The organism is Sphingopyxis panaciterrulae (genome assembly GCF_014199295.1).
GTDB classification, from domain to species: Bacteria; Pseudomonadota; Alphaproteobacteria; order Sphingomonadales; family Sphingomonadaceae; genus Sphingopyxis; species Sphingopyxis panaciterrulae.
The window spans coordinates 265,502-288,872 of record NZ_JACIJH010000001.1; the positions used below are offsets into that span (position 1 = coordinate 265,502).

Annotated in this window: 21 protein-coding genes; 7 read left to right on the forward strand and 14 right to left on the reverse strand. The window is 67.1% G+C overall.

Annotated elements, in window-relative coordinates; all coding sequences use genetic code 11:
* Positions 1–31: 31 nt before the first annotated feature.
* The 11 genes from FHR21_RS01365 to FHR21_RS01415 form a co-directional block, all read right to left on the reverse strand.
* Complete coding sequence (locus FHR21_RS01365) at positions 32–2,065, reverse strand: 3-hydroxyacyl-CoA dehydrogenase NAD-binding domain-containing protein (RefSeq protein WP_184094539.1); 2,034 nt, start codon at positions 2,063–2,065, stop codon at positions 32–34.
* A gap of 24 nt (positions 2,066–2,089) precedes the next feature.
* Positions 2,090–3,292 carry a serine hydrolase gene (locus FHR21_RS01370; protein WP_184094541.1) on the reverse strand — a complete coding sequence of 401 codons (1,203 nt, stop codon included), beginning with the start codon at positions 3,290–3,292 and terminating at the stop codon, positions 2,090–2,092.
* Positions 3,289–4,236, reverse strand: coding sequence for an aldo/keto reductase family protein (locus FHR21_RS01375; protein ID WP_184094543.1), 948 nt, complete (start codon positions 4,234–4,236; stop codon positions 3,289–3,291). The genes FHR21_RS01370 and FHR21_RS01375 overlap by 4 nt, the downstream gene beginning before the upstream one ends.
* Before the next feature lie 29 nt (positions 4,237–4,265).
* Entirely contained in the window at positions 4,266–5,069 is an 804-nt protein-coding gene (locus FHR21_RS01380) for an SDR family NAD(P)-dependent oxidoreductase (protein WP_184094545.1), read from the reverse strand.
* A gap of 2 nt (positions 5,070–5,071) precedes the next feature.
* On the reverse strand, positions 5,072–5,845 hold the full coding sequence (locus FHR21_RS01385) for an SDR family NAD(P)-dependent oxidoreductase (protein WP_184094547.1): 774 nt from the start codon (positions 5,843–5,845) through the stop codon (positions 5,072–5,074).
* Positions 5,842–6,909, reverse strand: coding sequence for a phosphotransferase family protein (locus FHR21_RS01390; protein WP_184094549.1), 1,068 nt, complete (start codon positions 6,907–6,909; stop codon positions 5,842–5,844). The genes FHR21_RS01385 and FHR21_RS01390 overlap by 4 nt, the downstream gene beginning before the upstream one ends.
* On the reverse strand, positions 6,906–7,997 hold the full coding sequence (locus FHR21_RS01395) for a Zn-dependent alcohol dehydrogenase (RefSeq protein WP_184094551.1): 1,092 nt from the start codon (positions 7,995–7,997) through the stop codon (positions 6,906–6,908). Before FHR21_RS01395 ends, FHR21_RS01390 begins: the two co-directional genes overlap by 4 nt.
* Positions 7,998–8,109: 112 nt before the next feature.
* On the reverse strand, positions 8,110–9,399 hold the full coding sequence (locus FHR21_RS01400) for an acyl-CoA dehydrogenase family protein (protein WP_184094553.1): 1,290 nt from the start codon (positions 9,397–9,399) through the stop codon (positions 8,110–8,112).
* A gap of 112 nt (positions 9,400–9,511) precedes the next feature.
* Positions 9,512–10,969 carry an MFS transporter gene (locus tag FHR21_RS01405; RefSeq protein ID WP_184094555.1) on the reverse strand — a complete coding sequence of 486 codons (1,458 nt, stop codon included), beginning with the start codon at positions 10,967–10,969 and terminating at the stop codon, positions 9,512–9,514.
* The gene (locus FHR21_RS01410) at positions 10,966–12,384 is read right to left on the reverse strand and encodes an MFS transporter (RefSeq protein ID WP_338113014.1); all 1,419 of its coding nucleotides are present in this window, start codon (positions 12,382–12,384) and stop codon (positions 10,966–10,968) included. The genes FHR21_RS01405 and FHR21_RS01410 overlap by 4 nt, the downstream gene beginning before the upstream one ends.
* On the reverse strand, positions 12,381–13,238 hold the full coding sequence (locus FHR21_RS01415) for an SDR family NAD(P)-dependent oxidoreductase (RefSeq protein ID WP_184094557.1): 858 nt from the start codon (positions 13,236–13,238) through the stop codon (positions 12,381–12,383). The genes FHR21_RS01410 and FHR21_RS01415 overlap by 4 nt, the downstream gene beginning before the upstream one ends.
* 173 nt (positions 13,239–13,411) lie before the next feature.
* On the opposite strand from FHR21_RS01415, the gene FHR21_RS01420 reads away from it, so the two are divergent.
* The 4 genes from FHR21_RS01420 (at position 13,412) to FHR21_RS01435 (ending at position 17,469) form a co-directional block, all read left to right on the forward strand.
* Positions 13,412–14,593: an acyl-CoA dehydrogenase family protein gene (locus FHR21_RS01420; RefSeq protein WP_184094559.1), complete on the forward strand. Its 1,182-nt coding sequence runs from the start codon at positions 13,412–13,414 to the stop codon at positions 14,591–14,593.
* A 132-nt stretch (positions 14,594–14,725) separates the two neighbouring features.
* Positions 14,726–15,844: an acyl-CoA dehydrogenase family protein gene (locus tag FHR21_RS01425; protein ID WP_184094561.1), complete on the forward strand. Its 1,119-nt coding sequence runs from the start codon at positions 14,726–14,728 to the stop codon at positions 15,842–15,844.
* A gap of 130 nt (positions 15,845–15,974) precedes the next feature.
* The gene (locus FHR21_RS01430) at positions 15,975–16,778 is read left to right on the forward strand and encodes an SDR family oxidoreductase (RefSeq protein WP_184094563.1); all 804 of its coding nucleotides are present in this window, start codon (positions 15,975–15,977) and stop codon (positions 16,776–16,778) included.
* A gap of 163 nt (positions 16,779–16,941) precedes the next feature.
* The gene (locus tag FHR21_RS01435) at positions 16,942–17,469 is read left to right on the forward strand and encodes a hypothetical protein (RefSeq protein WP_184094565.1); all 528 of its coding nucleotides are present in this window, start codon (positions 16,942–16,944) and stop codon (positions 17,467–17,469) included.
* 32 nt (positions 17,470–17,501) lie between these two features.
* Here the strand turns inward: FHR21_RS01435 and ppc are convergent, their stop codons facing one another.
* The 3 genes from ppc to FHR21_RS01450 all read right to left on the reverse strand — a co-directional run bounded on the left by ppc (position 17,502) and on the right by FHR21_RS01450 (position 21,316).
* A complete protein-coding gene (gene ppc / locus FHR21_RS01440) occupies positions 17,502–20,180 on the reverse strand; it encodes a phosphoenolpyruvate carboxylase (RefSeq protein ID WP_184094567.1) in 2,679 nt (892 codons plus the stop codon).
* A 73-nt stretch (positions 20,181–20,253) separates the two neighbouring features.
* The gene (locus tag FHR21_RS01445; protein WP_184094569.1) at positions 20,254–20,676 is read right to left on the reverse strand and encodes a YbaY family lipoprotein; all 423 of its coding nucleotides are present in this window, start codon (positions 20,674–20,676) and stop codon (positions 20,254–20,256) included.
* Positions 20,677–20,749: 73 nt separating this feature from the next.
* Positions 20,750–21,316 (reverse strand): HNH endonuclease, encoded by a 567-nt coding sequence (locus FHR21_RS01450; RefSeq protein WP_184094571.1) that lies wholly within the window; start codon positions 21,314–21,316, stop codon positions 20,750–20,752.
* A gap of 170 nt (positions 21,317–21,486) precedes the next feature.
* Here FHR21_RS01450 and gluQRS point away from each other — a divergent pair, with 170 nt between their 5' ends.
* The 3 genes from gluQRS to FHR21_RS01465 all read left to right on the forward strand — a co-directional run bounded on the left by gluQRS (position 21,487) and on the right by FHR21_RS01465 (position 23,317).
* Positions 21,487–22,338 carry a tRNA glutamyl-Q(34) synthetase GluQRS gene (gluQRS, locus tag FHR21_RS01455; RefSeq protein WP_184094573.1) on the forward strand — a complete coding sequence of 284 codons (852 nt, stop codon included), beginning with the start codon at positions 21,487–21,489 and terminating at the stop codon, positions 22,336–22,338.
* A gap of 9 nt (positions 22,339–22,347) precedes the next feature.
* Positions 22,348–22,572 carry an HIG1 domain-containing protein gene (locus tag FHR21_RS01460; protein ID WP_184094575.1) on the forward strand — a complete coding sequence of 75 codons (225 nt, stop codon included), beginning with the start codon at positions 22,348–22,350 and terminating at the stop codon, positions 22,570–22,572.
* Positions 22,573–22,735: 163 nt separating this feature from the next.
* A complete protein-coding gene (locus FHR21_RS01465; protein ID WP_184094577.1) occupies positions 22,736–23,317 on the forward strand; it encodes a cob(I)yrinic acid a,c-diamide adenosyltransferase in 582 nt (193 codons plus the stop codon).
* The last annotated feature ends 54 nt before the right edge of the window (positions 23,318–23,371 follow it).

The window sequence follows — 23,371 nt, forward strand, 5'->3', positions numbered from 1 at the left end:
GATGGGTGATGCCGATTTAACGCAGGCCCCTTTAGAATCCGCTCTTCGCCGCCGCCTTTTCCTTCAGCAGCGGCGCGACCTCGAAGCCGTGCTGTTCCAGCGCCGCCGCGATCTTGTCAGTGCCTTCCAGCCCCGCCCAGAACATCGGACCGCCGCGATAGACCGGCCAGCCATAGCCATATATCCACACGACATCGATGTCGCTCGCGCGCTGTGCCTTGCCTTCGGCGAGGATCAGCGCGCCTTCGTTGACCATCGGATAGAGGGTGCGCTCGACGATCTCGGACTCGCTGATCTCGCGCTTCTCGACCCCCGCCTTCTGGCGGAATTCCGCGATGATCTCGGCGACGCGCGGGCTTTCCGACGGATTGCGCTTGTCATCATAGTCATAGAAGCCCGCCTGCTTCTTCTGACCCCAGCGGCCTTCGGCGCACAGCGCGTCGCGGATGCTCTCGATGCGGTTGGGGTCGCGGTGCCAGCCGATGTCGACGCCGGCCAGGTCGCTCATCTGGAACGGCCCCATCGGCATGCCGAAATCGACATGCACCTTGTCGATCTGCGCCGGGGTCGCGCCTTCGAGCAGCAGCTTCTGCGCCTCGATCTGGCGCGGCGCGAGCATGCGGTTGCCGATGAAGCCGTGGCACACGCCCGCGACCACCGCGACCTTGCCGATTTTCTTGCCAATGGCCATGGCCGTGGCGAGCACATCGTCGGCGGTCTTGTCGCCGCGCACGACCTCCAGCAGCTTCATCACATTGGCGGGCGAGAAGAAATGCATGCCCAGAACGTCGCCCGGCCGGCTCGTCGACGCCGCGATCTCGTTGACGTCGAGGTAGCTGGTGTTCGACGCGAGGATCGCGCCGGGCTTGGCGATCTTGTCGAGCTTGCCGAAAATCTCCTTCTTGACGTCCATATTCTCATAGACCGCCTCGATGATGAGGTCGCAGTCGGCGAGCGCGTCCAGTTCGAGCGACGGGGTGATGAGGCTCATCATCTGGTCGACCTGCTCGGGCTTGAAGCGGCCCTTCGCCGCGCTGGCGTCGTAATTCTTGCGCACCACGCCCAGACCGCGGTCGAGCGCCTCCTGCTGCGTCTCGACGATCGTGCAGGCGAAGCCCTTCTGCAGGAAGTTCATCATGATGCCGCCGCCCATCGTGCCGGCGCCGATGATGCCGACCTTCTTCACGTCGCGCAGCTTGATGTCCTTGGGCAGACCGTCGATCTTCGCGGCCTGGCGCTCGGCGAAGAAGATATGGCGCTGCGCCGCCGACTGGCTGCCCATCATCAGCTTCATGAATTCCTGGCGCTCGAAGGCCAGGCCCTCGTCGAAGGGCAGCCGCGTCGCCGCCTCGACGCAGGCGAGGTTGGCGTAGGGCGCCTCGAAACCGCGCCAGCGCTTGGCGTTCTTCGTCTTGAGCTGTTCGATCACCCCGATGTCGCCGAACACCTCCCGATCCCGGGTAGGCCGCGGGCCGTCGGCGATCTTCGCGCGCGCAAAGGCGATCGCATCGGCGGCAAGGCTGTCCTCGCCCGCCAGCGCGTCGACAAGGCCCATCTCCTTTGCCCTGGGGGCGGGGACGGGATCGCCAAGCGACGTCATCGTCGCCGCGGCCTCGACCCCGACGACGCGCGGCAGCCGCTGCGTGCCGCCCGCGCCGGGCAGCAGGCCCAGCTTGACCTCGGGCACGCCGAGCTTCGCCGAAGGCACGGCGACGCGGTAATGACAGACGAGCGCGGTTTCCAGTCCGCCGCCGAGCGCCGTGCCGTGGATCGCCGCGACGACCGGCTTGGTCGCCGCCTCGATCGTGTTGAGCACGGCATTGAAATCGGGACCCCGCGGGGGCTTGCCGAATTCGCTGATATCGGCCCCGGCGATGAAGGTGCCGCCGTCGCAGCGCAGCACGATCGCCTGGACGCCGTCATCGGCGAGCGCGGCCTCGAAATGCTCCTTGAGTCCCCAGCGAACGTGCCAGGACAGCGCGTTGACGGGCGGATTGTTGACGATGATGACGGCGACGTCGCCGTCCTTCTGCATCGTGACGCTGACGGGGGTATCTTCGGACATGGGAGAACTCCTTGGTCTAATGGGTCAATCGTCGATCGCGGCGTGGACGAGGGTCTTGACCTCGCGCCGCACGGGATAGGTGGAAGAGGGCATGAGCTGGGTCATGAAGACCATGCAGATCTCCTCGACCGGATCGACGAAGAAGCCGGTCGAGAACATGCCGCCCCAGTAGAAATCGCCCGCCGAGCCCGGAATCCCCGCGGCCGCCGGGTCGAGCGTCACCGCGAAGCCGAGGCCGAAGCCGACCCCGGCATTCTCGTCCTCGGAAAAGATGCCGACGCTGTGCTGCGTCAGGTCGCCGCCGCCGACGAGATGGTTCGACGTCATCAGGCTCAGCGTCTTGCGGCTGACGATCCGTGTGCCATCGAGCTTGCCGCCGCCGAGCAGCATCAGGCAGAAGCGATGATAGTCGTTCAGCGTCGAGGCGAGCCCGCCACCGCCAGAATGGAAGCTGCGGTCCTTGGCCCAGCGGCTGCGGTCGCCGGCGTCGAATTGCCGCATCTTCTCCTTCGGGTCGAAGGCATAGCAGTCGGTCAGCCGGTGCTGCTGGTCGACGGGCACCCGAAAGCCGGTGTCGGCCATGCCGAGCGGATCGAAGATGCGCTCCTTGAGCACCGCGGCGAAGGGCTTGCGTTCGATCCGCTCGATCACCGCGCCCAGCACGTCGGTCGCCATCGAATAGTTCCAGTGCGCGCCCGGGTCGAATTGCAGCGGAATCTTCGCCAGCCCCTCGATGAAGCCGTCCATCGTGTAGTCGGCGTCGAAATCGTCGATCTTCGTCTTGCGATAGGCGGCGTCGACCGGCGTCCGCTCCTGAAAGCTGTAGGTCAGCCCGGACGTATGGCGCAGCAGGTCGACCATCAGGATCGGGCGCGCCGGCGGCCGGGTCAGGAAGGGGACGTTGCCGCCGCCCGCGACGAAGACGCCGGTGTCCCTGAACTCGGGGCAATATTTCACCAGCGGATCGGACAGCGCGACCTTGCCCTCTTCGAGCAGCATCATGAAGGCGATGCTCGTGATCGGCTTGGTCATGCTCGCGATGCGGAAGATCGCATCCTCCTTCAGCGCTTCGCCCGGCCGCGCCTCGCCGATGCACGAGCGATGCGCGATCTCGCCGCGCCGCGACACCAAAGTCGCCGCGTGCGGCAGGCGGCCGCTATCGACATATTTCGCCGCGAGGAAAGCCGGGATGCGGTCCAGCCGCTTGGTATCGAAACCGTGACTCACGAAATGCGGACTCCTTCGAGAATGGCGGCGGCTTCGGCAAGCGACGCCGGGTCGATCGCGAGGTCGGCCGCCCTAGCGGTTTCGCGAAGCTGGTCGGGCCTGCTCGCCCCGACGATCGCGCTCGTGATGCCCGGCTGCGCGAGCACCCACGCAATCGCGAGCTGCGCCAGCGAGCACCCCGCCTTGTCGGCGACCGGTTTCAGCCTTTGCACCGCTTCGAGCACCGGGTCGGTCAGGAACTGCTGCATGAAATGCGCGTCGTCGCTCGTCGCGCGGCTTCCCTCGGGCAGCGCGACGCCGGGCAGATATTTGCCGCTGAGCACGCCCTGTGCGAGCGGCGACCAGACGATCTGGCCGATGTCGTTCGCGATGCTGATCGGGATGACCTTCTTTTCGGCGCGGCGATAGAGCAGGCTGTATTGCGGCTGGCTCGACACGAATTTGACATTGGGTGGCGCCAGCGCGAGCGCGGCCTCGATCTGCTCGGGCGCCCATTCGGAAAAGCCGATCGCGCGCGCCTTGCCGCTGCGCACGACTTGGCTCAGCGCCTCCATCGTCTCTTCGAGCGGGGTGTCGGGGTCGTAGCGATGGCATTGATAGAGATCGACATAGTCGGTGCGGAGGCGCGTCAGGCTGGCATCGATCTGCTTTGCCACCTGCGCGGCGGACAGCCCCTTATCGGTGTCGGTCATCGGGAAGAAGAGTTTCGTCGCGAGCACATAGGAGTCGCGGGGCCGCCCCTTCAGCGCGTCGCCGAGGAAGCTCTCCGCGGCGCCGCGACCATAGATGTTCGCGGTGTCGATGAAATTGATCCCGGCATCGAGCGACGCATCGACGCAGGCGCGGCCCGCGCTGTCGTCGACTCCGACGCCATAGGTCAGCCAGCTGCCGAGGCAGATCGCCGAAACCTCGATCCCGCTGTCGCCGAGCTGTCGATACTGCATCGCCAAATCCTTTCCTTAGACGCTCCTCCCTAGTGCGAAGTCTGGCCCAGAAGCTGGCGCGTCACCGGGTGCGAGCTGGTGAGTCCGCCGTCGACCGCGATCGCCTGTCCGTTGACATAGCTCGCCTGATCGCTCGCGAGGAAGAGCGCGACATTGGCGAGCTCCTCAGGCTGCGCGGCGCGGCGTAACGGATTGAGCTGGCCGAGCTTGTGGGTGACGTCCTTGGCCTTGGCATAGTCGAAAGTCGGCTTGGTCATGCCGGTCTCGGTCAGGCCGGGGCAGACCGCGTTGACGCGCACGCCGCTCGTCGAAAGCTGCTGCGCCGCAACCTTGGCGAGGTTGATGACCCCTGCCTTCGACGCCGAATAGGCGCCCGGACCCGCGCCCGAATTGAGCCCTGCGACGCTCGCGGTCAGCACGATCGCGCCGCCGCGGCCCTGATCGACCATCGCCTTGCCGGCGTGCTTCACCATCAGCGCCGGGCCGATCAGATTGACGCGCAGCGTCTCGGTCCAGGCGGCAGGATCGAAATCGAAGATGCCGCCCATGTCGCCGATGATCCCGGCGTTGGCGAAAGCGACGTCGAGCCCGCCGAAACTGTCCTTTGCGGTCGCGACCAGCTTCGCGACATCGGCCTCGACCCCGGCATCGATCTCCAGCGCGACGACCTCGCCGCCCGCGTCCTTCACGGCCTTGGCGGTATCATGCACCGCCGCCGTCTTGTCACCGATGACGAGCTTCGCGCCCTCGGCGGCGAAGCGCAGCGCGCTCGCGCGGCCGATGCCGCTGCCCGCGCCGGTGATGATCGCGATCTTGCCGTCCAATGCGCCCATGTTCATCCTCCGCTCGAAGTATTGCCGCCGTCGATGACGATCGTCTGACCGGTGGTGAAACCGCCCGCCGGGCTCGCGAGGAACACCGCGGCGCCCGCGATCTCGTGCGGCTCGCCGATGCGGCGCAGCGACGAGCGGCGCGTCGACACCTCCAGCGTGTCGGGATTCTCCCACAGCGCGCGGGCGAAATCGGTCTTGATCAGCCCCGGCGCGATGCAGTTCACGCGTACCCCCTGCGGGCCGAACTCGTCGGCGAGGTTGCGCGCCATCTGCATGTCGGCCGCCTTGGAGATCGCATAGGCGCCCAGGATCGACGATCCTTTCAGGCCGCCGATCGAGCTGATGATCGTGATCGACCCCTTATCCGCCGCGAGCATCGCGGGCGCACACATGTGGATCAGCCAGTGGTTGGCGACGATATTATTGTCGAGAATCTTACGGAACTGCTCGTCGCTGATCCCCGCCGATGGCCCGTAATAGGGGTTCGACGCCGCATTGCAGACGAGCGCGGTGACCGGGCCGAAAGCGGCGACGGTCTCGTCGACCAGATGCTGGAGAGCCTCCTTCGACGAGATGTTCGCCGCGACCGCGATCGCGGTTCCCGCTCCATGTTTCGCGTTCAGTTCGGCCGCCACCGCGTCGCAGGCATCCTGTTTGCGGCTCGATATCACGACCTTCGCGCCCTGCCCGGCCATCGCTTCCGCTATGGCTTTCCCGATCCCGCGCGACGATCCGGTGATCAGCGCGACCTGGCCTTTCATGTCGAACAGGCTCATGCCCCGGCCTTCTTTGCAAAGTCCCAAGCCATTTGCGCGAGCGGCAGGACGCGTTCGGACATCGCCTTGGCGTGCGCGGAGGAGGCGGTGCCGTCGATGACGCGCTTCTTGATCCCCTGCATGATCCCGGCGAGGCGGAAGAAATTATAGGCGAAATACCAGTTCATGTCGGGCACGCCGTCGCGCCCCGTCGCCGCGCAATAACGCTCGACCACCTCGTTGAGTTCGGGAATGCCGAGTTCGGCGCGGTCGAGGTCCATGACGCCCGAGCGTCCGCCATTCTCGGTCACCCACGCCATCGCCACATAGGTGAAATCGGCGAGCGGATCGCCGAGCGTCGACAGCTCCCAGTCGAGCACCGCGAGCACTTGCGCGCGGTCCCTGGCCCAGATCATATTGTCGATGCGATAGTCGCCGTGGACGACGCTGGTGCGCGTCTGTTCGGGCAGGGTCGCGGGCAGCCAGGCGATCAGCCGCTCCATCTCGTCCATCGTCTCGGTTTCGGAGAGCTTGTACTGCTTGGTCCAGCGGTCGACCTGGCGGCCGAAATAATTGCCGGGCTTGCCGTAATCGGACAGCCCCGCCGCCTCGACGTCGACGCCGTGCAGCGCGGCGAGCGTGTCGATCATCGCGAAATAGGTCGCGCGGCGGTTCTCGGGCGTCGACCCCGGCATCGCGCCGTCCCAGATGGTGTGGCCATCGACCATAGCCATGACGTAGAACCAGCTTCCGACCACATCGTCGTCGGTGCAAAGGCCATATTGGCGCGCGACGGGAAAGCCCATCTTATGGAGCCCCGCCTGCACCTTATACTCGCGGTCGACCGCATGCGCCGAGGGAAGCAGCGGCCCGAAGGGTTTGCGGCGGAGGACGTAATTCCCCGACGGCGCCGATATCTTGTAGGTCGGGTTCGACTGGCCGCCGGCGAACTTGCTCTGGGTCAGCGGGCCCTCGAAGCTCTCGACGTGCGCCTCCATCCACGCGGTCAGCTTCGCCTCGTCGAGGATATCGGCGCCTTCGGGCGCGACGGTGCCGCTGAAGGCCTTCTGTGCGTCGAGCGTCATTGATCGAACACGATCACCGACCGTGCGGCGTCGCCCTTCTTCATCTTGTCGAACCCTTCGTTGATCTGTTCGAGCGGAATCGTCTCGGCGACGATGCTGTCGAGGTCGAGCAGTCCGCGCAGGTAGAAATCGACGAGCCGCGGGATGTCGACGGGGAAGCGGTTGCCGCCCATGATCGCGCCCTGCAATTTCTTGCCCGAGAGCAGATCCATCGCGCCGAGCCCAACCTTTTCCGAAAGCGGCATCATGCCCAAAATCGTCGCGGTGCCGCCGCGGCGGAGCGAGGCGACCGCGAGGCTCGCCGAGGCGGGGCGGCCCACCGCCTCGATCGCATGGTCGACGCCGCCCTTGGTCAGCTCGACGATCTGCTTCGCGGCATCGTCGGCGAGTGCGTCCACCACATCGGTGGCGCCCAGCTTCTGCGCCAGCGCGCGCTTCTCGGGTACCGGGTCGGCGGCGATGATGCGCCCCGCGCCCGCGATCTTCGCGGCGTTGATCGTCGCGAGCCCGACGCCGCCGCAGCCGACGACCGCGACGGTCTCGCCCGGCGTCACCTTGCACGCGTTGAAGATCGTCCCCGCGCCCGTCGTCACCGCGCAGCCGATCACCGCGGCGCGGTCGAGCGGCATCTCGGGGTCGATCGCGACGCAGGCATGTTCGTGGACCAGCATCACCTCCGAAAAGGCGCTGAGGTTGAGCATCTGATTGACGATGCTGCCGTCGGGGCGGGTGATGCGCGGTGCCGCTCCGGCGGCGCGGCGGGTGTCGCCGCCCATGCACAGCGACATGCGCCCCGAAACGCAGAACTCGCAGTGGCCGCAAAAGGCGGACAGGCAGGTGACGACCGCGTCGCCGACCTTCACCGTGCGCACCTCGCTGCCGACCGCCTCGACGATGCCCGCGGCCTCATGGCCGGGGATGGCGGGGAGGGGGTGCGGATAGGCGCCGTCGATGAAATGCAGGTCCGAATGGCAGAGTCCGCAGGCGGCGGTGCGGATGCGCACCTCGTGCGGCCCGGGCTTGTCGACGACGACCTCCTCGATAACGAGCGGCTTGCCGGGTTCGATCAGGACGGCGGCTTTGGTCATCTAAAATCTCCGTTCGTCCCCCTCCCGCTTGCGGGAGGGGTTAGGGGAGGGGATGCCGAACGCGAACCGGGACGGGCCCTCCCCCGGCCCCTCCCGCAAGCGGGACGGGAGGCTAGCGCGAAACCCCGATGTCGCCCGACGAAAAGCCCGGATCGCTCGCGGGCGAATGCTTGGCGAGCTCGATCCGCGCGATCGCGCGCGCGTGCACTTCGTCGGGACCGTCGGCGAGCCGCAGGGTCCGCTGGTGGGCATAGGCGTTGGCGAGACCGAAATCATCGGAGACGCCGCCGCCGCCATGCGCCTGGATCGCGTCGTCGATGATCTGCAGCGCCATGTTCGGCGCCTGCACCTTGATCATCGCGATCTCGGCCGCGGCCGCCTTGTTGCCGATCTTGTCCATCATGTCGGCGGCCTTCAGGCACAGGAGGCGCGTCATCTCGATGTCGATGCGCGCGCGCGCGATGCGCTGCTCCCAGATGCTGTGCTCGGCGATCGTCTTGCCGAAGGCGACGCGCGACTGGAGCCGCTTGCACATCTTCTCCAGCGCTTCCTCGGCGACGCCGATCGTGCGCATGCAGTGGTGGATGCGGCCCGGCCCGAGGCGGCCCTGCGCGATCTCGAAGCCGCGGCCTTCGCCAAGCAGCATCGCCTCCTCGGCATTGACGCGCACATCCTTCAGCTCGACCTCCATATGGCCGTGCGGCGCGTCGTCATAGCCGAAGACCGGCAGGTGGCGCAGCACGGTGATCCCCGGCGCGTCCATCGGCACCGCGAGCATCGACTGCTGCTGGTGGCGCTTGGCGCCGAAGTCGGTCTTGCCCATCACGATCGCGACCTTGCAGCGCGGGTCGCCGACTCCCGACGACCACCATTTGCGGCCGTTGATGACATAATCGTCGCCGTCGCGCTCGATCCGCGTCTCGATATTGGTCGCGTCGGACGAGGCGACCGCGGGCTCGGTCATCAGGAAGGCCGAGCGGATCTCGCCATTCATGATCGGCTTCAGCCAGCGCTCCTTCTGCGCCGCGGTGCCATAGCGGTGGAACACCTCCATGTTTCCGGTATCGGGCGCCGAACAGTTGAACACCTCGCTCGCGAAGCCGACGCGGCCCATTTCCTCGGCGCACAGCGCATATTCGAGGTTGGTGAGGCCCGGCCCATCGAACTCGAAACTCTCGTCGACATGGTGGTGCGCGGCGCTGCGCGGCGGCATGAACAGGTTCCAGATGCCCGCGGCCTTCGCCTCGGCCTTCAGATCCTCGACGACCTGGATGACCTTCCAGCGGTCGCCGGTGCGGTCCTGCTCCTTGTAGGTGGGGACGGCGGGGCGGATCTTGCGCTCGACGAACTCGCGCACGCGGCCCTGCCAATGCTTCTGCCGGTCGGTGAGGTCGAAATCCATCGCTGCTTCCTTTCCCTTTACGTTCACGTAAACTCTTGAACCGATTCGCCCGCCTTGCCAAGTCCCGCCGCATAGAAAATTGCTAGCCGAAGGGCGCCGTCGCACTCTTCCGCTACGGTCGCGGCTCCGTGCTATCGGCCGCATCGCGCCGGGGCGAGGCGAGCGCGGCCAGCCGTGCTTCGTGGCTCGCCCGGTCGATGGCATAGCGGCGCAGCCCGGCGGTCGCCATGATCCCGATCAATATCATCAGCCCGGCAAAGATCCACGCCAGCGTCCGCGCCGTGTCTTCGGGCCAATCCTCGGGCCGCATCCGGTCGGTCAATCCGACATAGGCGACGAGCTGACCGACGAGGAAGATGCCGAGCGCCTGCCCGAATTTCTGCGTCATCAGATAACCGGAGAAGAACACCCCCTCGATGCGCGTGCCATGATCGACCTCGTGCGCCTCGACGATCTCGGCGACCATCGACGAGGTCGAGATGGACGCGACGATCAGCCCGAACAGCGAGGCCGTCTGGAACGACAGCAGCAGCCCCATCGACGGCCAGCCGCCGAGCTCGGGCCACCAGCCGAGGTTGCGTGCCGCATAGGGAAGGAAGGCGATCGCGCCGCTCGCCAGCGCCGCGCCGATCGCGGTGTTGCGCTTGCCGAAGCGGCGGTGGGCGTGGCCGACCGCGGCGAAGGCGCCGAACACCGCGATGGCGAGCCCGGCCGGATACCAGGCGAGTTGCGCGTCGCTCATCTGCCAGACATAGAGCATCATGTAATTGGTCGATGCGATCGTCGTCGCATAGCCGGTGGTGATGAACAGCGCGCCGCTGACCAGCGCGACGAAGGCCGGGTTGCGAAAGGCGAGGGCGATGTCGGCGAGCATCGCCTTGCCATGGTGCGCGGCCGGCGGTGGCGGCGGCAGCGCGAGGATGCGGCGCTGCTGCCCGAACGCCGAGCCGAGCGTCGAGACGAGGATCAGCGCTGCGCCGAACAGGCCGAAGGCGGCATAGCCCGACGGATCGAGCAGGCCGTTGGTCGCTGGGTCGTCCGATTTCAGGAAATAGCCATAGGCGAGCGCGACCGCGAGTAGCCCGCCGAGCCAGCCGAACAGGAAACGATAGCGCATCAAGGCGGTGCGCTCGTCGTAATCGCGTGTCAGTTCGGCGACGAGCGAGATCGAGGGAATCTCGCACGCCGACACCAGCACGCGCACCGCGACGACGTTCAGGAACAGTCCCAGCGTCGAATGCGCCGCGATGTCGGGCGACATCCACAGCAGCGTCCAGGCGATCGCCATCGGCAGCGCCGCGCCGTACAGCCACGGCAGTCGCCGGCCGAGCCGCGTGCGCGTCGCGTCGGACAGCCGCCCGATCAGCGGGTCGACCATCGCATCGACGAACATCGCGCCGATCAGGATCAGCGACACCACGCGCGGATCGAACCCCAGCACCTGGTTGTAATAGATCATGAAGAAGGTGGTGAGCCCCGACTCCTTGATCCCCAGCGTCACGCTGCCGAGGCCGTGCGCGGCCTTGATCCGGGTCGGCAGTAGTCGGGCGGGGAGAGCGCTTTGCGTCATCGCGCCGTGCCCGTTTCCGCCGCGGCGAGCGCGGCCACGCGCGCCTCATGGTCTTCGCGGTCGATCGGATAATAGCGGAAGATCAGCGACGAGACGATCGCGCACAGGATCACCAGCACGCAGTAGTAAAAGGAGAAATTGTCGACGACGCTTTCGGGCACCTTGGCGGGGTCGGCCTTTTCGGGAATCCCGGCGAGGTCGACGAGCAGGCCGGTGACGAAGATGCCGAGCCCGGTCGCGCATTTCTGCATGAAGAAATTGCCGGCGAAGAAGGTGCCCTCGCTGCGCCGCCCGGTCTGGACCTCCGATGCCTCGACGATATCGGCGATCATCGACCCGCCCGAGATCATCACCGCAACGCTGAACAGATTGGCGAGGAAGAAAAAGGCGAACAGGCCGGCGGTCGACGCGACGCTCCCCTCGATCGGCCACAGGTGCAGGTGGCGCAGCACGAAAGGCGTGACCCAGAAGACCATGCCGATCAGCCCGCCGGCGATCGCGGTGGTCCGCTTGCCGAAGCGCCGGTGCGCCGGCCCGACGAGCAGGAAGGTGCCGACGACGCTCGCGAACAGCACCCAGGGGTAGATCATGAAGGCCTCGGGGGAGAAGCGCCAGATGAACAGATAGAGATAGTTGGAGATGGAGAAGGTGATCCCCTGGCTGGTGTAGGCGATCGCGCCCGCCGCGAGCAGGACGAGGAAGGCGGGGTGGGTCAGCGATTCGCGAATCTCGCGAAAGGCGGTGCCGAGGCTGAAGGCCGAGGGTCTCCGGTCGGGCCAGCGCGCCGCCCAGCGATGCTGCCCCGCTGCCGAAATGAGTACTGTCGCTGCCATCAGCAGCCCGCCGAACAGCCCATATTGATAATAGCCCTCGACCGCGAGCAGCGACTTGGCGAGAAACACGTCATAGGCGAGGAAGAGCATCAGCAGCCCGCCCGCCCAGCCGAACAGATAGCGGTAGCGCATCAGCGTCGTGCGCTCGTCATAGTCGCGCGTCAGCTCCGGCAGCAGCGCGACCGACGGCACCTCGCAGCAGGAGACCAGGCTGCGCACGATCACCGCGACGACGACGAGATGCCAGAATCCCGGCGCGCCCTCGCCGCCCGGCGTCCACAGCGCGAACCAGGCGAAGGCAAGCGGGATCGGCGCCAGGTACAGCCACGGCAGCCGGCGGCCCCAGCGCGTGTGCGTCTGGTCGGACAGATAGCCGATCACCGGATCGACGAAGGCGTCGAGGACGAGCGCGAGCATCAGCGCGAAGCTGACCAGCTTCGCATCCATCCCCAGCACCTGATTGTAGAACAGCAGCAGAAAGGTCGAAAAGCCGTTGTCCTTGACCCCATAGGCAATGCTGCCGAGGCCGTGGTACATCTTGAGGCGCAGCGGCAACCGTGCCGGCGCGGCGGCCTCGCTCACGCGCCCGCCCCGGCCTTCGCCGCATCCTCCATCTGGGTGAGCGCGTCGAACAGCCCCGGCGCCTCGGGGTCCCAGGCATGACGCTGGCCGATCGTCAGCCCGCCGTCGACCAGCAGGTGGGTGCCGGTCATGAACGACGAGTCCTCGCCGGCCAGATAGGCGACGGCGTTCGCGATATCTTCGGGCTGCCCGCCGCGCGCGACCGGCTGCGCGGCCGCGCTCATCCCAGCGATCACCGCCTTCGCCGCGTCCTTGCTCTCCTCGGGCACGTCGAGCGACGAAGTGAAGATATTGGTGTTGATGAAGCCGGGGCAGATCGCGTTCACGCGGATGCCGTAGCGCGCGAGGTCGGTCGCCGCGACCTTGGTCAGGTGCAGCACCCCCGCCTTCGCGACCGCATAGGCGGTCGGCGAATAGCCCGCGCCGAGCGCCGCTACGCTCGCGGTGTTGACGATGCTCGCCCCCTTGCGCCCCTTCATGTGCGGGCTTGCGTAGCGGATGCCCATCGCCACCGACTTCAGCAGCAGGTCCATCGTCCGGTCCCAGCCCTCGGGGGTGATCTCGTCGATCGGGGCGCGGTCGCCGCCGGCGCCGGCATTGTTGAAGACGATGTCGATGCCGCCCGCCTTCGCCGCCGCCGCGTTCATCAGCGCCTCGATGTCGGCGGGCCGGGTGACGTCACAGCGGACGAAGTCGATCTGGCCGTTCGACGCTGCGGCGAGCGCCTCGCCCCCCGCTTCGTCGATATCGGCGGCGAAGACGTGTGCGCCTTCGCCCGCGAGTTTCAGGACCGTCGCCTTGCCGATGCCCGATGCCGCGCCGGTGACCACGGCGACCTTGCCTGCGAATCGCATGATGCTGCTCTCCCGTTTTCTTTTGCGACCTAGCTTAGGGGCGTCGGAAGGCGCGTCAACGGCGAGCAATCCGACGCTACGGCGCCGTAAGGGCAGGCTGGCCGGGCCAAGTTGACGCTTGCGTAAACTTGGCGACTCCCCTTAATTTGCGCGCCCGGAATGAGGAGCATCTGATGAGCGATCTGGAAGCGTTCCGCGCCGATGTGCGCGCCTGGCTGGAAGCGAACTGCCCCCCTGAAATGCGCGAGCCCGTCCGCGACGAGGACGACGTCTGCTGGGGCGGGCGCACGTTCGTGTTCAAGAACGAGGCGCAGAAACTGTGGCTCGAGCGCTGCGTGGAAAAGGGCTATACCGTCCCCGACTGGCCCAAACCCTATGGCGGCGCCGGCCTCTCGCCCGAAGAGACCAAGATCCTCAGGCAGGAAATGAAGCGCATCGGCGCGCGCTCGCCGCTCGACAGCTTCGGCATCTGGATGCTCGGCCCGGCGCTGCTCAAATTCGGCACCGAAGAGCAGAAGGTCCATTATCTGACCCAGATCGCGCGCGGCGAGATTCGCTGGTGCCAGGGCTATTCGGAACCGGGATCGGGCAGCGACCTCGTCAGCTTGCAGACATTCGGCGACGACAAGGGCGATCATTGGGTCGTCAACGGCAGCAAAATCTGGACCAGCTATGCCGACAAGGCCGACTGGATTTTCTGCCTCGTCCGCACTGACAAGGCGAATAAATATCAGGGCATCACCTTCATGCTCTTCGACATGGAGAGCCCCGGCGTCACGACCAAGCCGATTCTGCTGATTTCGGGCAACAGCCCCTTCTGCGAAACCTTCTTCGACGATGTCGCCGTGCCCAAGACGCAGTTCGTGGGCGAGATCAATCGCGGCTGGGACGTCGCCAAATATCTGCTCGGGCACGAACGCGAGATGATCTCGGGCGGCGGCGCGGGCGGCGATATGGTCAGCATCGGCGCGCTCTTCGCCAAATCGCTCGGCAAGAACGACCATGGCGAACTCGACGATCCGATCCTGCGCGCGGAAATGGCCGCGTTCGACGTCGATGTCTTCGCCTATCGCGCGATGGGCGAGCGCTTCATGGATATGTGGAAGACCGGCCGCGCGCACCCCGCGAGTTCGAACATGATGAAATATGTCGGCACCGAGCTGAACAAGCGCCGCCACGAACTCGTCATGTCGGGCGGCGGTAGCGACGCGCTCGAATGGGACAGCGACGAAAGCAAGGGCGGCGCCCGCGCGCGCGGCTGGCTGCGTACCAAGGCCAATTCGATCGAGGGCGGGACGAGCGAGGTCATGCTCAACGTCATCGCCAAGCGCATCCTCGACCTGCCGGGGGCTTAGAAATTAGCCCTCTCCCCTTCAGGGGAGAGGGTTGGGAGAGGGGGAGTATCTCTCCCTTGGATTTTCATTCAAAGGGCCGGGGCGACTTCCCCTCTCCCCGGCCCTCTCCCCTGAAGGGGAGAGGGAGACAATATGCCGCTCTATCACAATGACGACCAGGCGATGCTCAAGGACAGCGTTGCCCCCTTCGTGGCCGAACAGGCCCCGGTTTCGCATCTCCGCAAGCTCCGGGACGAGGCCGACGCCACCGGCTTCTCGCGCGATCTGTGGGCGCAGTTCACCGAAATGGGCCTGCCGGGCATGCTCGTTCCCGAGGCGCATGGCGGGCTCGGCATGGGGCATATGGAGGCGGGGATCGTGCTCGAGGAGATCGGCCGCAACCTGACCCCGTCGCCCTTCCTCGCGACCAGCGTCGGCGCGGTCGCAGCGCTCGCCCATGCCGGCGGCACGCAGGCCGGCCGCTGGCTTTCCGCCATTGCGTCCGGCGAGGCGATCGTCGCGCTGGCGATCGACGAGGGCGCCAAGCATCGCCCCGAGCGCATCGCGACGACCGCGACGCGCGCGGGCAACGGGTTTCGGTTGGACGGCAAGAAGAGCTTCGTCGTCCACGGCCATGTCGCCGACATGAGCATCGTGTCCGCGAAGACCGACGGCGGCATCACTTTGTTCGCGGTGCCCAGGGACGCCAAGGGCCTGACTGCCGACCCGCGCCGCCTCGTCGATTCGAGTCTGGCGAGCCACGTCACCCTCGACGGGGTCGAAGTCGACGCCGACGCGGTGATCGGCGAGGTCGATGCGGGGGAGGACGTGCTGAATGCGCTGCTCGCCGCCACCCGCACCGGCGCCGCGGCCGAGATGGTCGGCGTCGGCCAGGGCGCGATGGACATGACGGTGAACTATCTCAAGGAACGCAAGCAGTTCGGCAAGCTGATCGGCGAGTTCCAGGGCCTCCAGCATCGCGCCGCGCATCTCTATGGCGAGATGGAGGTCGCGCGCGCGACGGTGATGAAGGCGCAGCAACTCTTGGACGAGGGCAGCGAGGGCGCCAGGCTGATGGTCTCGGTCGCCAAGGCCAAGGCGGGCCGCGCCGCGAACCTCGCGGTGCGCGAGGGCGTGCAGATGCACGGCGGCATCGGCATGACCGACGAATATGACATCGGCCTCTACATGAAACGCGACCGCGCGCTGGCGGAGTATATGGGCGACGTGCACTACCACATCGACCAGGTCGCGCGGATGAACGGGTACTAATCTCACCCCTCCCGCTTGCGGGAGGGGCAGCGAGACTTGCGAGCTTGCTCGCTAGTCGCAGCGGGGAGGGCCTGCAACATGCCCCACCCCAACCCTCCCCTGAAGGGGAGGGAGTCGAAAGGATGATCTTATGAACCTCAACGACATGTTCGGCCTCGACGGCCGCATCGCCCTCGTTACCGGCGGCTCGCGCGGCATCGGCAAGATGATCGTCGAGGGCTATCTCGCCGCCGGCTGCGCGCGCGTCTATATCTCGGCGCGCAAGGCGGCGCAGGTCGAGGCGGCGATCGCCGATTTCGACACCCGCTATCCGGGGCAGGTCGTCGGCCTGCCGTTCGACCTCTCGACCGTCGAGGGCTGCCGCGCGCTCGCCGCGGAGATCGGCGCGCGCGAAGACCGCCTCGACATCCTCGTCAACAACGCCGGCGCCGCATGGGGCGAGCCGTTCGAAGGCTTCCCCGAAAGCGGCTGGGACAAGGTGATGGACATCAACGTCAAATCGCCCTTTTTCCTGACCCAGGCGCTCCACGGGCTGCTCAAGGCCGCGGGCACGCACGAACGTCCCGCAAAGGTCATCAACATCGGCTCGATCGACGGCATGCGCCTCAACCCGTGGGAAACCTACAGCTATCACGCGTCGAAGGCGGCGATCCTCTACCTCACCAAGCGCCTCGCGGCGCGGCTGGTGCAGGATCATGTCATCGTCACCGCGATCGCGCCGGGCGCCTTCCAGTCGGACATGAACAAGGCGGCGCGCGATCACGGCGACGCGGTCGCGAAGAGCATCCCGGTCAAGCGCATCGGCGTGCCCGAGGACATGGCCGGCGCCGCGATCTTCCTCGCGTCGAAGGCGGGCGACTATGTCGTCGGCGACACGATCGCGGTCGATGGCGGTCTCGTCCACGGCGACCTCAAGACCAGCATCGACGCCTGACCTGTCCTCCATTTTCTTCGTCACCCCGGACTTGATCCGGGGGCCCGCTACCCTTGCCCACCGATAAAAGCGGGATGCCGGATCAAGTCCGGCATGACGAATGAAGGTTGATGGCCAGGTCTCCTTGGTGTATTATCGGTATAATGCACCAAGGAGACATCCCATGCGCCTCGCTTTCCTGATCCCCCCGATGCTGCTGCTCGCCGCCTGCGAGCAAAAGGACGAGAATGACAGGTCGGCCGGAACCGACATCTCGATCAACGCCGATGGCGAAGGCGGCGGCGGGGTCCAGATCCATACCGGCAAGGACGGCGGCAAGCTCCGCATCGGGGGCAAGGATGGCGCCGCGATCAACATCGACCTCCCCGATTTCGTCGACCTCGACATTCAGGGCGATTTCGACATCGACGGGGTCAGGCTCTATCCCGGCAGCACGATCACCAAGGTCGACGTCGACGCGAACGACGCGGGCGGCGCCGACAAGGCGACGGTGAACCTCGGCTTCACAACTCCCGCCGCGCCCGCCAGGGCGGCCGACTGGATGACGGCCGAATTCGCGAAGAAGGGCATCAAGGTCGCGCGCGACGGCGACACGCTCTCCGGCACCGACAAGGACGGCGACGATTTCACCATCGCCTTCAATCCCGATGGCGCCACCAGCAAGGGGCAGGTGAAGATCGTCTCGAACTAGATCGGCGGCCCCGGCGTTCGCCGGGGCGACGGTCAGCCGCTGTTCCGCAGCGCGGTCGCGATCGCGTTGATCGTAAGCTGGATGCCCTCGGCGATGCGCGGATCGGTCTCGCCGGCGCGGTGGCGCTTCATCAGCTCGATCTGGAGCAGGTTCAGCGGCTCGATATAGGGCAGCCGCAGCCGGATCGACGCCTCGAGCGCCGGATTCTTCTCGAGCAGCCGCGTCTGGCCGGTGATCGTCAGCAGCCCGTCGTGGGCGCGGTGCCATCCGTCGCGGATGCGGGCGAAGATCGCGTCATGCCCGTCGACCGCGCTCGCCAGCCCGGCATAGCGCGCCGCGATCCCCATGTCGGACTTGGCGAGCACCATCTCCATATTATCGAGCAGCGCCGCGAAAAAGGGCCAGCTCTGCGCCATGTCGGCGAGCAGGGCCTGATCCTCGAACGCCGCGAACGCCTCGCCGGTCCCGTACCAGCCGGGCAGCATCGCGCGCGACTGCGCCCAACTGAACACCCAGGGAATGGCGCGCAGATCCTCGATCGCGCTGCTCCTGGTGCGGCTCGACGGGCGCGACCCGATCTTCAGCGTCGCGATCTCGGCGATCGGCGTCATCGCGCGAAAGAAATCCTTGAAACCCGGCGTTTCGTAAACGAGCCCGCGATAGGCGGCGAAGGCGGTGTCCGACAGCGCGGTCATCGCCGCGGCGTAACGCGGATGATCCTCCTCGCGGATCGCATCGGGCTCCAGGCTGGCGAGCAGGCTCGCCGACACCATCGCCTCCAGATTGGTCGCGGCGCTGTCGGCCGCGCCATATTTGGCGGCGATGACCTCGCCCTGCTCGGTGATGCGGATGCGCCCCTGCACGGTCGCCGCCGGCTGCGCGCGGATCGCCGCGAAGGCGCTGCCGCCGCCGCGCCCGACCGCGCCGCCGCGGCCGTGGAACAACTGCATCGCGCTGCCCGCTTTTTCGAACACCGGGGTCAGCGCCTGCGACGCCCGATGCAGCCCCCAGGTCGAGGTCAGATAGCCGCCGTCCTTGTTCGAATCCGAATAGCCGATCATCACTTCCTGATACCCGCGCACCCCGACCTGCGGGCCGACCTCGGGCATCGCGAAATAGCGCGTCATGATGTCGGGCGCGCGGCTCAGGTCGTCGATCGTCTCGAACAGCGGCACGACCATCAGGTTCGCCGCCCCCGCCTCGGTGCCGCTCCGCCACAGTCCGGCCTCGCGCGCCAGCACATGGACTTCGAGCAGGTCGGACAGGTCCTGCGCCATCGAGATGATCCATTGACAGATCGTGTCCGGCCCCAGCCGCCGGCGGATGTCGGCGGCGGCGTGGACGATCGCGAGTTCGCCCGCCGTCTCCTCGCTCCACGCATGCCATGGCGCCCCGAGCGGCCGGTCGCTCGCCAGCTCGGCGGTCAGCAGCGCGACGCGCTCGGCCTCGCTCAAGGCCCTGTAATCGGCACACACGCCGGCGGCCGCCAGCAGCTCGGCGAGCACGCGTTCGTGCAGGGCACTATTCTGCCGCATGTCGAGCGTCGCGAGGTGGAAGCCGAACACCTCGACCGCGCGGATCAGCCGCCCGAGCGCGCCGATGCCGCCGAGTTGGCCCTCGCCGCTCGCCGACAGGCCGTCGGCGAGGGTGACGAGGTCGCGGCGGAAATCGCCCGGCGTCTCATAGGGTTCGCCCGCCAGCGCCGAGGGGCGTGGCGGCGGCTTGCCGACGATCCCGGCATGGGTCGCCGCCAGCCGCGCATAGATGCCCGACAGCGCGCGGCGATAGGGCTCGTCGCGCCGGCTCGGCGCGGTATCGCCGCTCGCCTCGGCCAGCGCCTCGACCGCCGCCGGGACGGGGACGAGCGCCGAGGATACCGACAGTTCGGCGCCGAGCGCGTGGACGGCGTTCAGATAATGGCCGAGCACCGCGGCGGCGTTGCGCCCGGTCGCCAGGCGCAGCGTCTCGGCGGTGACGAAGGGGTTGCCGTCGCGGTCGCCGCCGATCCAACTCCCGACGCGCAGGAAGCTCGCGGGGCGCCGCCCCAGTTCCGCCTCCCAGCGTGCATAGAGCTTTGGCACCACCGGCAGGAAGACGCCCTGCAAATAGGTCAGCGCATTGTCGATCTCGTCGGCGACGAACAGTTTTTCGGTGCGCAGCGGACGCGTCTGCCACAGCAGCACGACCTGCCGCCGGATCGCCTCTTCGATCGCATCGCCCTCGGGTGTCTCGTCGGCCCCCGCGTCGCGCAGCCGCATCAGCTCGGCGATACGGTTCTTGTGGTCGAGCATCGACTTGCGGCGCACTTCGGTCGGGTGCGCGGTCAGCACCGGCGCGATCAGCGCCGCGTCGAGCAGCTTCGCGACCGCCGCCGCGTCGACCCCGTCGGCGTCCAGCTTGGCGAGCGCCGCGGCGACCGTCGCCTCGGGCTCGGCGGCGACGCCCTGCCGGTCCTCGGCAAGGTTGGCGAGCATCGAAAACAGCATGAAACCGCGCACGAAGGCGATGGTATCGTCGAGGCTCAGCGCCTCGAGCCCCGGATCGATCGCCTCGGCCCCGGCGATGCCGCGGTGCCGGTCGACGCTCGCCGAGCGGATATATTCGGTCTGGCGGAACAATTTCTCGCCGCCATAGGCGCGGATGACGTCGCCCAGGATCCGCCCGAGATAGCGGATGTCGGGATTCTGCGAAATCTGGATCGGTGGGCCCATGGGCGCTTTTGCTGCACCTGCGAAGGCGCAAGGTCAAGGGCGGGCCCGGCGCATAGCTATGCGCCGGGCAAGATCAGTGCGTCTTGACCAGGGTGATCGTTCCCATATCGATCGCCGGCCGGTCGTCGAAGCTTATACTATTGCGCGTGTCGGTGATGAACATCAGCCGCCCCGATGCATCGGTGATCCGCGCCGACAGCGCGAAGCTTCCGCGCGGGTCGAGCTGGCGCCGATCGACGGTCAGCCGGAACGCGAACGGCACCTGGCGCCCGTCGGCGGTGAAGCTCTGCCGGGCGACGGTGCGCGACGGCGCGTCGGCCAGGCTGACGTCGTCGATGCGAATCTCGACCTGCGCGGTGGGCGGCAGCGCCAATCGCTCGCGATAGGTGACGCTTCCCGTGACGCTCACCGGTTGTTCGGAGGGCATCAGCGTCGCGCAGGCCGCGAGCGGCAGGGTAGCGAGACCCAGGGCGAGCGAGCGGGCGATACGGACCATGATCGTTTCCTTATGCTTCCAGAACGGCTGCGCGCTAGCGTCGCACAGGTGAACCTGTGCTGTCCGGTCGGCGTCACCCTTCCAGTTCGACATCCCAGTACAGCCAGTCGATCCAGCTTTCGTGCAGATGGTTCGGCGGAAAGGCGCGACCATTGTCCTGCAATTGCCAGCTCGTCGGGCGCCACGGCTGGCGATAGAGCGGCATATGCGCCTGTTGCGGCGTCCGGCCGCCCTTCTTCAGGTTGCACGGCGCGCAGGCGGTGGCGACATTTTCCCAGCTCGTCCGCCCGCCCAGCCGCCGCGGCACGACATGATCGAAGGTCAGTTCCTTGCCCGATCCACAATATTGGCAGGCGAAGCGGTCGCGCAGAAACAGGTTGAAGCGGGTGAAGGCCGGATGCTGCGACGGCTTCACATATTGCCTGAGCGCGATCACGCTCGGGATCGGCATCGTGTGCGTCGGCGAATGAATCTCGCGCTCGTAATTCTCGACGATCGTCACGCGGTCGAGGAATACCGCCTTGACCGCGGTCTGCCACGGCCACAGGCTCAGCGGGTAATAGCTCAGCGGCGTATAGTCGGCGTTGAGGACGAGCGCGGGACAGCTATCGGGATGGCGGGCAAGATCGGGATGGAACATGGCTTGACGACGCTGCCCCCTATGCTGCTGCGCGGGATGGCGCGCCACTGCCGTTCCCAAGTGACAGCGTCATTACATCACGCATATGATTCTGACGTCAAGGGGGCATGTGACGCAACATATGGCCGGATTCATCGGCGCATCCCACAGCATCTGGATTCGGCTGTTTCATGCTGACCCGTTTCGCGCCGAGTCCGACCGGCGAGCTCCACCTCGGCCACGCCTATAGCGCGCTGCTCGCCCACGATGCCGCGCGCCGCGCCGGAGGGCGTTTCCGCCTCCGTATCGACGATATCGACGGCAGCCGCTCGCGCGAGGCCTATGTCGCGGCGGCGCTCGCCGACCTCGCCTGGCTCGGGATCGATCGGGACGGCCCGCTCCACCGCCAGTCGCAGCATCTCGGCGCCTATGACGCGGCGCTTGGCGCGTTGAAGGCGCGGGGCCTCGTCTATCCCTGCTTCTGCACCCGCGCCGATATCGCCGCCAGCCTCGCCGCGCCGCATGGGCCGGCCGGCGCGGTCTATCCCGGCACCTGCCGTGCCCTCGACGCTGCCGAGCACGCGCGCCGCGTGGCGGGCGAGGCGCATTGCTGGCGGATCGACATGGCGCGCGCTGTGGCGCGCGCCGGCGATCTGATGTGGGAGGAGGCGGGGCAGGGGATGCGCCGCGCCGACCCGCGTACCCACGGCGATATCGTCCTCGCGCGCAAGGATGCGCCCGCCAGCTATCATCTCGCGAGCACGCTCGACGATGCCGCGATGGGGGTGACCCATGTGATCCGCGGCGCCGACCTGATCGCTGCCACCGACGTCCACCGCCTGCTCCAGGCGCTGCTCGGCCTTCCCGTGCCCGTCTATCGTCACCACGCGCTGGTCTGCGGTCCGGACGGCAGGCGACTCGCCAAGCGGGACGCCGCCGCCGCGCTCGGCGCCCTGCGCGATGGCGGCATCGACGGACATGCGCTCGCCGCCGATCTTCTCGCCGGGCGCCTTCCCGCTGGATATTCGCTGCGGATGCCCTAAATAGGGGGGATGGAAATCCTGCTCATCCTCGGCGTCGTCGTCTGCGCCGGTCTCGTCCTCTTCGCGCTCGCGCGCGGCCTCTATCATTTCTCGCAGGGGCACCGCGCGACGACCGAGGGCGCGATCCACGACAATCAGGTGATGCAGAACCGGATGATGATGGCCCGCATCAAGTGGCAGGCGATCACGATCATCCTCCTCGTGCTGATCGGCGTGCTCGCGGCCGGCCGCTAGAGCGCGTGGGTGCCGGGGCGGGATAGAATCGTCATTGCGAGCGCAGCGAAGCAATCCAGAGCTTGCTGGAACCGCTCTGGATTGCTTCGCTGCGCTCGCAATGACGGCGGTTATTCCGTCCAGTTTTATTGAACGCTAACGCATCGGTTTTCAGGCACGCGCGATGGTCAAACTGAACAAGATCTACACCCGCACCGGCGACGGCGGCACGACCGGACTCGTCGACGGCTCGCGCATCGCCAAATCGGCGCCGCTGATGGCGGCGGTCGGCGATGTCGACGAAGCGAACAGCGCGGTCGGCCTCGCGGTCGCCGCGCTGTCCGCGGACAGCGGCGAGGCGGCGATGCTCGCGCGCATCCAGAACGAGCTGTTCGACCTCGGCGCCGACCTTGCCACTCCCGCCGATGCCGAACACGGCTTCGGCCCGCACGACATGGCGCTGCGCATCGTCCCGGCGCAGATCGCGCGGCTGGAGGCGGAGATCGACGCGATGAACGCCGCGCTCGCACCGCTCACCAGCTTCATCCTGCCGGGCGGGACAGAGGCGGCCGCCCGCCTCCACCTCGCGCGCGCGGTCGCGCGCCGCGCCGAGCGCGCCGCGGTCGCGGCGGGGGAGGCGCGCGACCTCAACCCGCTCGCGCTCGCCTATCTCAACCGCCTCTCCGATCATCTCTTCGTGATGACGCGCCACATCAACGCGGCGGCGGGCGGCGACATCCTCTGGAAACCCGGCGCCACGCGCTGACGCAATGATCCTGCGGTGGTGCGCGGTTTGGATTTGGAAGGGGCCATTCCCAGT

Excerpts from the sequence above, each read along its gene's own strand:
- FHR21_RS01365 (WP_184094539.1), bottom strand. The coding sequence starts at position 2,065 with ATGTCCGAAGATACCCCCGTCAGCGTCACGATGCAGAAGGACGGCGAC.
- FHR21_RS01375 (WP_184094543.1), bottom strand. The coding sequence starts at position 4,236 with ATGCAGTATCGACAGCTCGGCGACAGCGGGATCGAGGTTTCGGCGATC.
- FHR21_RS01380 (WP_184094545.1), bottom strand. The coding sequence starts at position 5,069 with ATGGGCGCATTGGACGGCAAGATCGCGATCATCACCGGCGCGGGCAGC.
- FHR21_RS01385 (WP_184094547.1), bottom strand. The coding sequence starts at position 5,845 with ATGAGCCTGTTCGACATGAAAGGCCAGGTCGCGCTGATCACCGGATCG.
- FHR21_RS01390 (WP_184094549.1), bottom strand. The coding sequence starts at position 6,909 with ATGACGCTCGACGCACAGAAGGCCTTCAGCGGCACCGTCGCGCCCGAA.
- FHR21_RS01395 (WP_184094551.1), bottom strand. The coding sequence starts at position 7,997 with ATGACCAAAGCCGCCGTCCTGATCGAACCCGGCAAGCCGCTCGTTATC.
- FHR21_RS01400 (WP_184094553.1), bottom strand. The coding sequence starts at position 9,399 with ATGGATTTCGACCTCACCGACCGGCAGAAGCATTGGCAGGGCCGCGTG.
- FHR21_RS01405 (WP_184094555.1), bottom strand. The coding sequence starts at position 10,969 with ATGACGCAAAGCGCTCTCCCCGCCCGACTACTGCCGACCCGGATCAAG.
- FHR21_RS01415 (WP_184094557.1), bottom strand. The coding sequence starts at position 13,238 with ATGCGATTCGCAGGCAAGGTCGCCGTGGTCACCGGCGCGGCATCGGGC.
- FHR21_RS01420 (WP_184094559.1), top strand. The coding sequence starts at position 13,412 with ATGAGCGATCTGGAAGCGTTCCGCGCCGATGTGCGCGCCTGGCTGGAA.
- FHR21_RS01425 (WP_184094561.1), top strand. The coding sequence starts at position 14,726 with ATGCCGCTCTATCACAATGACGACCAGGCGATGCTCAAGGACAGCGTT.
- FHR21_RS01430 (WP_184094563.1), top strand. The coding sequence starts at position 15,975 with ATGAACCTCAACGACATGTTCGGCCTCGACGGCCGCATCGCCCTCGTT.
- FHR21_RS01435 (WP_184094565.1), top strand. The coding sequence starts at position 16,942 with ATGCGCCTCGCTTTCCTGATCCCCCCGATGCTGCTGCTCGCCGCCTGC.
- ppc (WP_184094567.1), bottom strand. The coding sequence starts at position 20,180 with ATGGGCCCACCGATCCAGATTTCGCAGAATCCCGACATCCGCTATCTC.
- FHR21_RS01445 (WP_184094569.1), bottom strand. The coding sequence starts at position 20,676 with ATGGTCCGTATCGCCCGCTCGCTCGCCCTGGGTCTCGCTACCCTGCCG.
- FHR21_RS01450 (WP_184094571.1), bottom strand. The coding sequence starts at position 21,316 with ATGTTCCATCCCGATCTTGCCCGCCATCCCGATAGCTGTCCCGCGCTC.
- gluQRS (WP_184094573.1), top strand. The coding sequence starts at position 21,487 with ATGCTGACCCGTTTCGCGCCGAGTCCGACCGGCGAGCTCCACCTCGGC.
- FHR21_RS01460 (WP_184094575.1), top strand. The coding sequence starts at position 22,348 with ATGGAAATCCTGCTCATCCTCGGCGTCGTCGTCTGCGCCGGTCTCGTC.
- FHR21_RS01465 (WP_184094577.1), top strand. The coding sequence starts at position 22,736 with ATGGTCAAACTGAACAAGATCTACACCCGCACCGGCGACGGCGGCACG.